Origin of the sequence: Aeromonas sp. QDB30 (genome assembly GCF_027707645.1) — a bacterium.
Taxonomy (GTDB): Bacteria; Pseudomonadota; Gammaproteobacteria; order Enterobacterales; family Aeromonadaceae; genus Aeromonas; species Aeromonas caviae.
In genome coordinates, this window is sequence record NZ_JAPCIY010000113.1 from 1 (window position 1) to 8,042 (window position 8,042).

Annotated in this window: 2 protein-coding genes; both read left to right on the forward strand. The window is 61.0% G+C overall.

The features are described from left to right. The first annotated feature begins 90 nt into the window (after positions 1–90). Positions 91–2,559: a two-component system response regulator gene (locus PG896_RS19880; protein WP_270836123.1), complete on the forward strand. Its 2,469-nt coding sequence runs from the start codon at positions 91–93 to the stop codon at positions 2,557–2,559. A 122-nt stretch (positions 2,560–2,681) separates the two neighbouring features. After that, on the forward strand, positions 2,682–7,952 hold the full coding sequence (locus PG896_RS19885) for a PAS domain S-box protein (RefSeq protein ID WP_270836124.1): 5,271 nt from the start codon (positions 2,682–2,684) through the stop codon (positions 7,950–7,952). Positions 7,953–8,042 lie beyond the last annotated feature (90 nt).

The window sequence follows — 8,042 nt, forward strand, 5'->3', positions numbered from 1 at the left end:
CGAGATGACGTGAGCGCGTTAAGGATCAGGGTGTTCACGTTGGCCGGAATGGCTGTTCAACTTCGCCGGAATACGCACAAGGAGGGTAACTTGTTATTCAATGATCAAAAAACCGAACCAGCGCACATTTTGATCATTGATGATCAACCCAGTAATGTGCTGATTCTGCGAGAAGCGGTTCGCGATCTGGGCGAAATCCATTTCGCCACCAGCGGGGAAGCGGCGCTGCGAGCGGCGCAACGCGAGCCGCCGGACATCATCCTGCTGGACATCGAGATGCCGGAGATGGATGGCTATGCCGTATGCCAGGCCATTAAAGCGGACCCCCGGTTGAGGGACGTCCCGGTCATTTTTGTCACTTCTCATACGCAAGACGCCATCGAGCTGCATGCGCTCAGTCTCGGCGGGGTGGATTTCCTGCAAAAGCCGCTCAATGTGCCGATTGCGCGTGCGCGCATCCAGACTCACCTGGCGCTGCGCTTGCGTTCCAAACAGCTGGCCTGCGCGCAACAGGACCTGCAGGATCTGGTGCAGCATCTGCCTGCCTTTGTCGCCTATTGGGATGAGTCGTACCGCAATATCCTGTGCAACGATGTGGACGGGCAGTGGTTTGGCATTCCGGCCGAGCGCATGCGTGGCATGCGGCTGCAGGAGGTGCTCGGCAATCATGTCTATGCCGAGATCGAAGCGCACCTTGCCGGCCTGGCCGACGGGCGTGCGGTGTCGTTTGATCTGGAATACATGCGTCAGGATGGCGACATGCTGTTTGGCCAGGTGTCGCTGGTGTGTCGAGACCAGTCCGGTCTGCAAGCCGGCCTGCTGATGCTGGTGACGGATGTGACAGACCGGAAATTGGCCGAGACCTCTCTGCACAACGAGAAGGAGCGGCTGCGCATTACCCTGAATTCGATCGGCGATGCCGTGATCGCTACCGATGCCGAAGGTCGGGTCAACTTCCTGAACCCCATCGCGGAGGCGATGACCGGCTGGTATGGCAGGAGGGCAATCGGCGTGCCGATCGAGCAGGTGATGCCGCTACGCGACAGCTTCGATGGGCACGTGCTGCAAAACCCGATCTATCTCGCGCTCAAGGAGCAGCGCATCGTCGGCATGGCGCTCAACAGCCAGATCGCCTGCCGCGATGGTCGCGTGCTGGAGGTGGAAAACTCTGCCGCCCCGATCTGGGACCAGGCCGGCAAGCTGACCGGTGCCATCATCGTTTTTCATGATGTCAGCGAAGCGCGGGCAATGGCGCTCAAGATGACGCATCTTGCCCACCATGATCCGCTGACCAATCTGCCGAACCGCATGCTGCTGCAGGACCGTACCTCGCAGGCACTGCAACAGGCTGGCCGCAATGGTGGCCAGGTTGCCTTGTTCATACTGGATCTCGACCATTTCAAGACCATCAACGACTCGGTCGGCCATTCCATCGGCGATCAGCTGCTGTTGCAGCTTGCCAAGCGGCTGCAGCAGTTAGTGCGCAATGGTGACACCATCAGCCGTCAGGGCGGCGACGAGTTCATTATCCTGATCCCGGAAATCAGGCATGTGGACGAAGTCTCCCAGCTAGGCGAGCGCCTGCTGGAAGCCTGTGCCGAACCCTTCCTGCTCGATGGCGTCCGCTATGACTTGTCGATGAGCATCGGCATTAGCCTGTACCCGGACGACGCCGACGACCAGGAGGCACTGTACCGCCATGCCGATGCCGCCATGTATCAGGCCAAGCAGGAGGGACGTGGACGCTTCCGCTTTTTCTCGCAGGAAATCGAGCAAACCCTTTATGCACGCCACATGCTGGAGCGCCAAATGCGTGTCGCGGTGGCCGAGGGCGACTTCGAGGTGCACTACCAGCCCAAGATCGATCTGGCTTCACAGCAGGTGGTCGGTGCCGAGGCGTTGGTACGCTGGCGCCGGCAGGATGGCTCGCTGATTTCTCCCGCCCAGTTCATTCCGCTCGCGGAAGAAACCGGGCTGATCGTACCGCTCGGGCGCTCCGTGCTGCTGAAAGCCTGTCAGGAAGGGCGGCGCTGGCATGAGCAGGGTTACTTGATCGGTATCGCGGTCAATGTCTCCGCCGTGCAGCTGGCGCAGAGCAACTTTACTGCCATGGTCAGCGAGATCATCGAGCAAACCGGCTTCATGCCGGGCTACCTGGAACTGGAGATCACGGAAGGGGTGCTGGCTAAGGATGTCAAAAATACCTTTGCCATCATCAATGAGCTGCACAAAATCGGAGTGACGATCTCCATCGACGACTTCGGCACCGGTTACTCCAGTCTTTCCTATCTGAAGCAGTTCCCCATCGATGTACTCAAGATCGACCAGAGCTTTACCCGCGAAATCCTGACGGAAAAGAGCAGCGCCGCAATTGTGGCCGCCATCATCAACATGGCGCATGGCCTGGATTTGCGCCTGGTGGCCGAGGGCGTGGAGACGCAGGCACAGGCGGAGCTGTTGCAGCAGATGGGCTGCACGGTGATGCAGGGCTACCTGTACAGCCGCCCGCTGATGCCGGAGCGGCTGACCGAGTATCTCCAACACTGGCGGTCAAAGTAACCGTCCGCAAAGGCTGGCGATGCGCCACATGGCGGCCTGTTGCCGCTTGGAGCAGTAGCCGTATGCGCCGGTAAGGGGGTAGCGCGGTGCACATGAACAGACTAGCCAGGGGAAAGCAAGTCATGGCATTACAACAACAAAAACTGCGGATCCATGCCGGACGGCGTGGCATCCTGGTGTTCCTGAGCGGGCTGCTCCTGACCGCGGGGCTGACCCTGCAACTGGATCGTAAGCAGGAGCAGGATCTGCAAGAGGCCTACCAGAACTTCACCACGCAATTTGCCGATACGGTCGAGGAGCGGATTACCCGTTACCAGTACGGCTTGCGCGGCGCGCGGGGCGCCATTCTGGTGGCCGGGGAGCAGGGCATCTCGCGTGCGGATTTCCGTCGTTACAGTGCCAGCCGCGATATGAAAGTGGAGTTCCCGGGGGCGCGCGGCTTCGGCTTCATCCGTCGTGTGCCGCTGGCCGATGAGCCGGCGTTTGTCGCCAGGGCGAGACAAGATGACGCCCCCGGCTTTGCCATCCGCCAGCTGCAGCCACATGCCGGCGAGCGCTATGTCGTCCAGTACATTGAACCGCAGGCTGACAATCAGCAGGCGATTGGACTTGACATTGCCTCCGAGGCGAACCGCAAGGCCGCCGCCGACGCTGCCATGCGGAGCGGGCAGGTGCAGCTCACGGCACCGATTACCCTGGCCCAGGCCATGAAAGCACCCAGCAAATCCTTCCTGATGCTGATGCCGATCTACCGGGATGGCATGGCACGGGATAGCGAGGCGCAGCGAGTGGCGGCCACCCTGGGCTGGAGCTATGCGCCCATTCTGATGGACGAGGTGATGGGGGCGATTCGTATTAATCCGGAGCTGACTCAGTTCACCTTGAGTGATGTCAGCGACCCCCGGAAACCGGTTGTGTTCTACGCCTCCCGAGCCGCTGCTGGTGCTGTGATCGGTAGCCGCAGCGTGACCAAAACCATTCTAGGCAGGACGTGGCAGATCGAAGTCCGCTTTCAGCCCGCATTTCTTGCCGGCTTGCACCAGAATAACCTCTATGCCGTAGGCCTGCTCGGTGTGCTGGCAAGTCTTGGTTTTGCCATCATGGTTTTCCTGTGGAGCAGCAGCCGCCTGCGCCAGCAGCAGCTGATCGATGCTCAGGCGCGGATGGCGGCCATCGTGGAAAGCTCCATCGACGGCATCATCGGCAAAACCCTGCAAGGCGTGGTGATCAGCTGGAATCGTGGTGCGGAAGAGATCTTTGGTTACCGCGCGGACGAGGCGCTGGGCAAGACCATGGCGCAGCTGGTGGTGCCGGATGATCTGGCTTACGAGGAAGAGGACATTCTGGCGCGTATAGGCCGTGGCGAAAGGCTGGATCACTTCACGACCCGGCGCCGCCACAAGAATGGCCAGCTGATCGATGTCTCGGTATCGGTGTCTCCCATTATCGATGGCAGTGGCCGTATCGTCGGCGCCTCCAAGACCGTACGTGACATCAGCGAGCAAGTGGCCATCGAGAGGCAGATGAAGGAGCTGAACGCGCACCTGGAGGAAATGGTCGCTACCCGGACGGCCGAGCTGGATCGCGCGCGGCGTGTGTTGCGCACCGTGCTCGATGCGGTGCCGTCGATGATCGGCTACTGGGACAAGCAACTGGTCAACCGCGTGGCCAACCATGCCTACCACACATGGTTCGGTGTCGACCCGGACACTCTGCCGGGCATGAGCATGGTCGACTTGCTGGGCAAAGACCTGTTTGCCGCCAATCGTCCTCATATCGATGCGGTGTTGCGCGGCGACGAGCAGACCTTCGAACGCGCCATTCTTGGCCCGGACGGCAAAGAACGGCACTCGCTGGCGCACTACATCCCGGACCGGATTGATGGCGAGGTACAGGGCTTTTATGTGATGATGCATGATGTCACCGAGCTGGTCGAAGGGCGACAGCAGTTGGCCGCAGCGCTGCGCGAAAACCAGGTGTTGCTGCAAACCATCAACGAGCAATTTCTGTACTCGGTTTCCGACCCGAACGGGGTGATCATCGAGGCCAACGACCAGTTCTGCCTGGCGCACGGCTATACCCGCGAAGAGATCATCGGGCGGGATCACCACCTGTTCAGTTCCGGCCTCCATCCGGCTGCCTTCTGGCAGAACATGTGGGACACCGTCCTTGCCAACAAGGCCTGGCATGGCGAGATCTGCAACAAGGGCAAGGACGGCAGCCTGCTGTGGTTCGATACCGTGATTGCGCCTTGTCTCGATAGTGAGGGCCAGCTGGAGCGCTTTGTCGCCTTGCGTATCGATGTCACCGAACGCCGCGCGGCGGACGAGGAACGGAAGCGTCTGAACGTGCTGCTGGGCAACGTGCTGCGTTCGGCCTCCGAGGTGTCCATCATCGCCACCGATCAGGATGGCCGCATCACCATTTTCAACAGCGGCGCCCAGAGCATGCTCGGCTATCAAGAGGACGAAATGGTGGGGCGTTGTACCCTGGCCGTGATTCACCTGCCCGATGAGGTCAACGCGCGCGGCGAGGAGCTGAGCCGGCAGTATGGCCAGGCCATCGAAGGCTTCCGTGTCTTTGTGCATGTGCCGGAGTTTGTCGCGCCCGAAACGCGCGAATGGACCTATGTCTGCAAGGATGGCTCCAGGCGCCGGGTGATGCTGGCTGTCACCGCGATGCGTGACGAGCAGGGGGTACTCACCGGCTACCTGGGCATCGCGACGGACATCACCGAGCAACAGCAAGCGCGGCAGGAGCTGGAGCTGGCGCTTGACCAGCTGGCCAGCGCCGCTGACGTTGCCGAAATGGGGGTGTGGAAATGGACGCTGGAGGACAATGCACTCCAGTGGAACCCGAAAATGTTCGAGATCTATGCGTTGCCCGAGGTAACGAAAGGCGGAGTCCTGGATTTTGAAGGCTGGCGTTCCCGTCTCCATCCCGATGATGTCGATGCCGCGGTGGCGAGCCTGCAAGCCGCCGTGGATGGCCGTGGCGTGTATGACCCGGTGTTCCGGGTGGTGCATCCGGATGGCCAGATCCGCTATGTGCAGGCCGGTGGCAAGGTGGGGCGCGACGCGAAGGGCAGGGCGGTTAGTTTCGTCGGCATCAACCAGGACATCACCATACGCAAGCAGTTCGAGAACAGCCTGGAGCTGGCAAGACAGCAGGCGGAACAGGCGAACGTGGCAAAAAGCCAGTTCCTGGCCAATATGAGCCACGAGATCCGCACGCCGATGAATGCCGTGCTCGGGATGTTGCAGCTGGTTCGGCAGACACCGCTGGATACGCGACAGCAGGATTACGTGGTCAAGGCACAGTCGGCAGCCCAATCACTGCTGGCACTGCTGAACGATATCCTGGATTTCTCCAAGATTGATGCCGGCAAACTTGAGCTGGATATCCATGCCTTTAGCCTGGAAGACATGCTGCGCGAACTGGCCGTGGTGTTGTCCGGCAATCAGCATCACAAGACCGTGGAGCTGATGTTCGAAGTCGATCCGTCGCTGCCACTGGAGGTCAGAGGCGACAAGCTGCGCATCCTGCAGATCCTGATCAATCTTGGTGGCAACGCCCTCAAGTTCACCGAGGCCGGGCAGGTCGTCATTCACCTGTCCGCGCTGCGTCAGGACGCGGCGAGCGTGACGTTGCAGGTGTCGGTCACCGACACCGGCATCGGCATTACCCCGGAACAGTTGAGCCGCATCTTCAATGGTTTTACTCAGGCCGAGTCCTCCACCACCCGCCGCTTCGGCGGCTCTGGGCTGGGGCTGGTCATCTGCCAGCGTCTGGTGGCTCTGATGGGGAGCGAATTGCGGGTCGACAGCGAACCGGGCCGTGGCAGCTGCTTCTCGTTCGAGCTATGCCTTGAGGTGGAAAACAAGGCTCTGTCCATCAGCGTCGTCGCACCGGACATCAGTCATTGCCATGTGCTGGTGGTTGATGACTGTGAGATTTCGAGGGAAATCCTGGTCAAGACCATCGAAATGCGTGGCTGGAGTTGCGATGCGGTGGAGAGTGGCGCGAAGGCCCTGGTAAAGATCATCAGCGCACTGAAAGCGGGTCGACCTTACGATGTGGTCTTGGTGGACTGGCGCATGCCGGAAATGGACGGGGTTGCTACCGCGAAGCTGATCAAGCAGCAGTTTCCGGATGTCGCCTGCCCGGTCGTCATCATGTTGTCCGCGTACGGGCGTGAGCTGCTGGGCAAGATTTCAGAGCAGGACCGAGTTATTTTCCGCGATATCCTGACCAAACCGATTACCCCGCAACAACTGATCGCCTCCATCGCGCGGGCGCGCCAGCCGGCTCAGCGCGACTCCTTGCCGCCGGTATTCGAGTTACCACAGCGGCTGGCGGGGGTGCGTCTCCTGCTGGTCGAGGACAATGCGCTGAACCGGCAGGTGGCCGGCGAGTTGCTGACCCATGAGGGCGCATCGGTGGTGATGGCCGAGGATGGCCTGCAGGGGGTTCGGATTGCCACGCAGCAACCGGATGCTTTTGACATTATCATCATGGACATACAGATGCCCGTCATGGATGGCCTGCAGGCGACGCGCGAGATTCGTGCCGTACCGGTGCTGGCAGCGCTGCCGATCCTGGCGATGACGGCCAATGCCTCGCATGCCGACCGGGAGGCATGTCTGCAGGCCGGGATGAACGATCATGTCGGCAAGCCGATCGATATCGACGAGGTGGTCGAGCTCATACTGAAGCTGGTACAGGGGAAAGCCGTACCTGCCGCCGGAACCGAACGGCAGCCGGCCGCGGCGCCGGAAACGGCTACTACGGCGGAGGTCGACCCGCTCGACCGGCTGATGCGCCGTTTTGGTCAAAATCTGAACGTGTATCGCCAGACACTGGCCAGTTTCTCGATCGAGGCTTGCAATCAGCTGGACATGCTGGCTCGGCAGCGCGAGGCGGCGGATGTGCCGCGCATGGCTGCAACCTTCCACGCCCTGAAAGGCGTGGCTGCGACGGTCGGGGCCACGGCGCTGGCGGCACAGGCTGCGGAGTGGGAGCGCCAGAGCCGCACGGAGGAAGCGGCAGAGTTCTGCACCCGTTTCGACACCGAGCAGCTTGCCGCCTTGCGCGAGCTTGCGACACGCAGCGAACAACTGCTGATGCAGGCGCTACCCGAGCCGCAGCCGGAAGCTACGGTCATTCCTGATATCGCCGCGACACTGTCGCGCCCGGAGTGGCTTGAGCGGCTGCGCGCGCTGCTGCCACCATTGGAGAGCGGTAATCTGGAGGCGCTGGATCTGTTGGCGGCGCTGCCGGCATCGCCCCCCGAAGAGCGTGAAACCATGCAGGAGGTGGCTGCACTGGTGCAGAGTCTGCAATTCCCCGGTGCCGTCACCATCATTCGCCGGATTCTGGAGCGGGAGACATAATATGGATCGATTGCTAAATAGCTGTTCCGAATAGTAGATCACCGGAGGAAGGGAACTCAGTCCAGTTTGTGCGATCTGATTAGTCGCTAA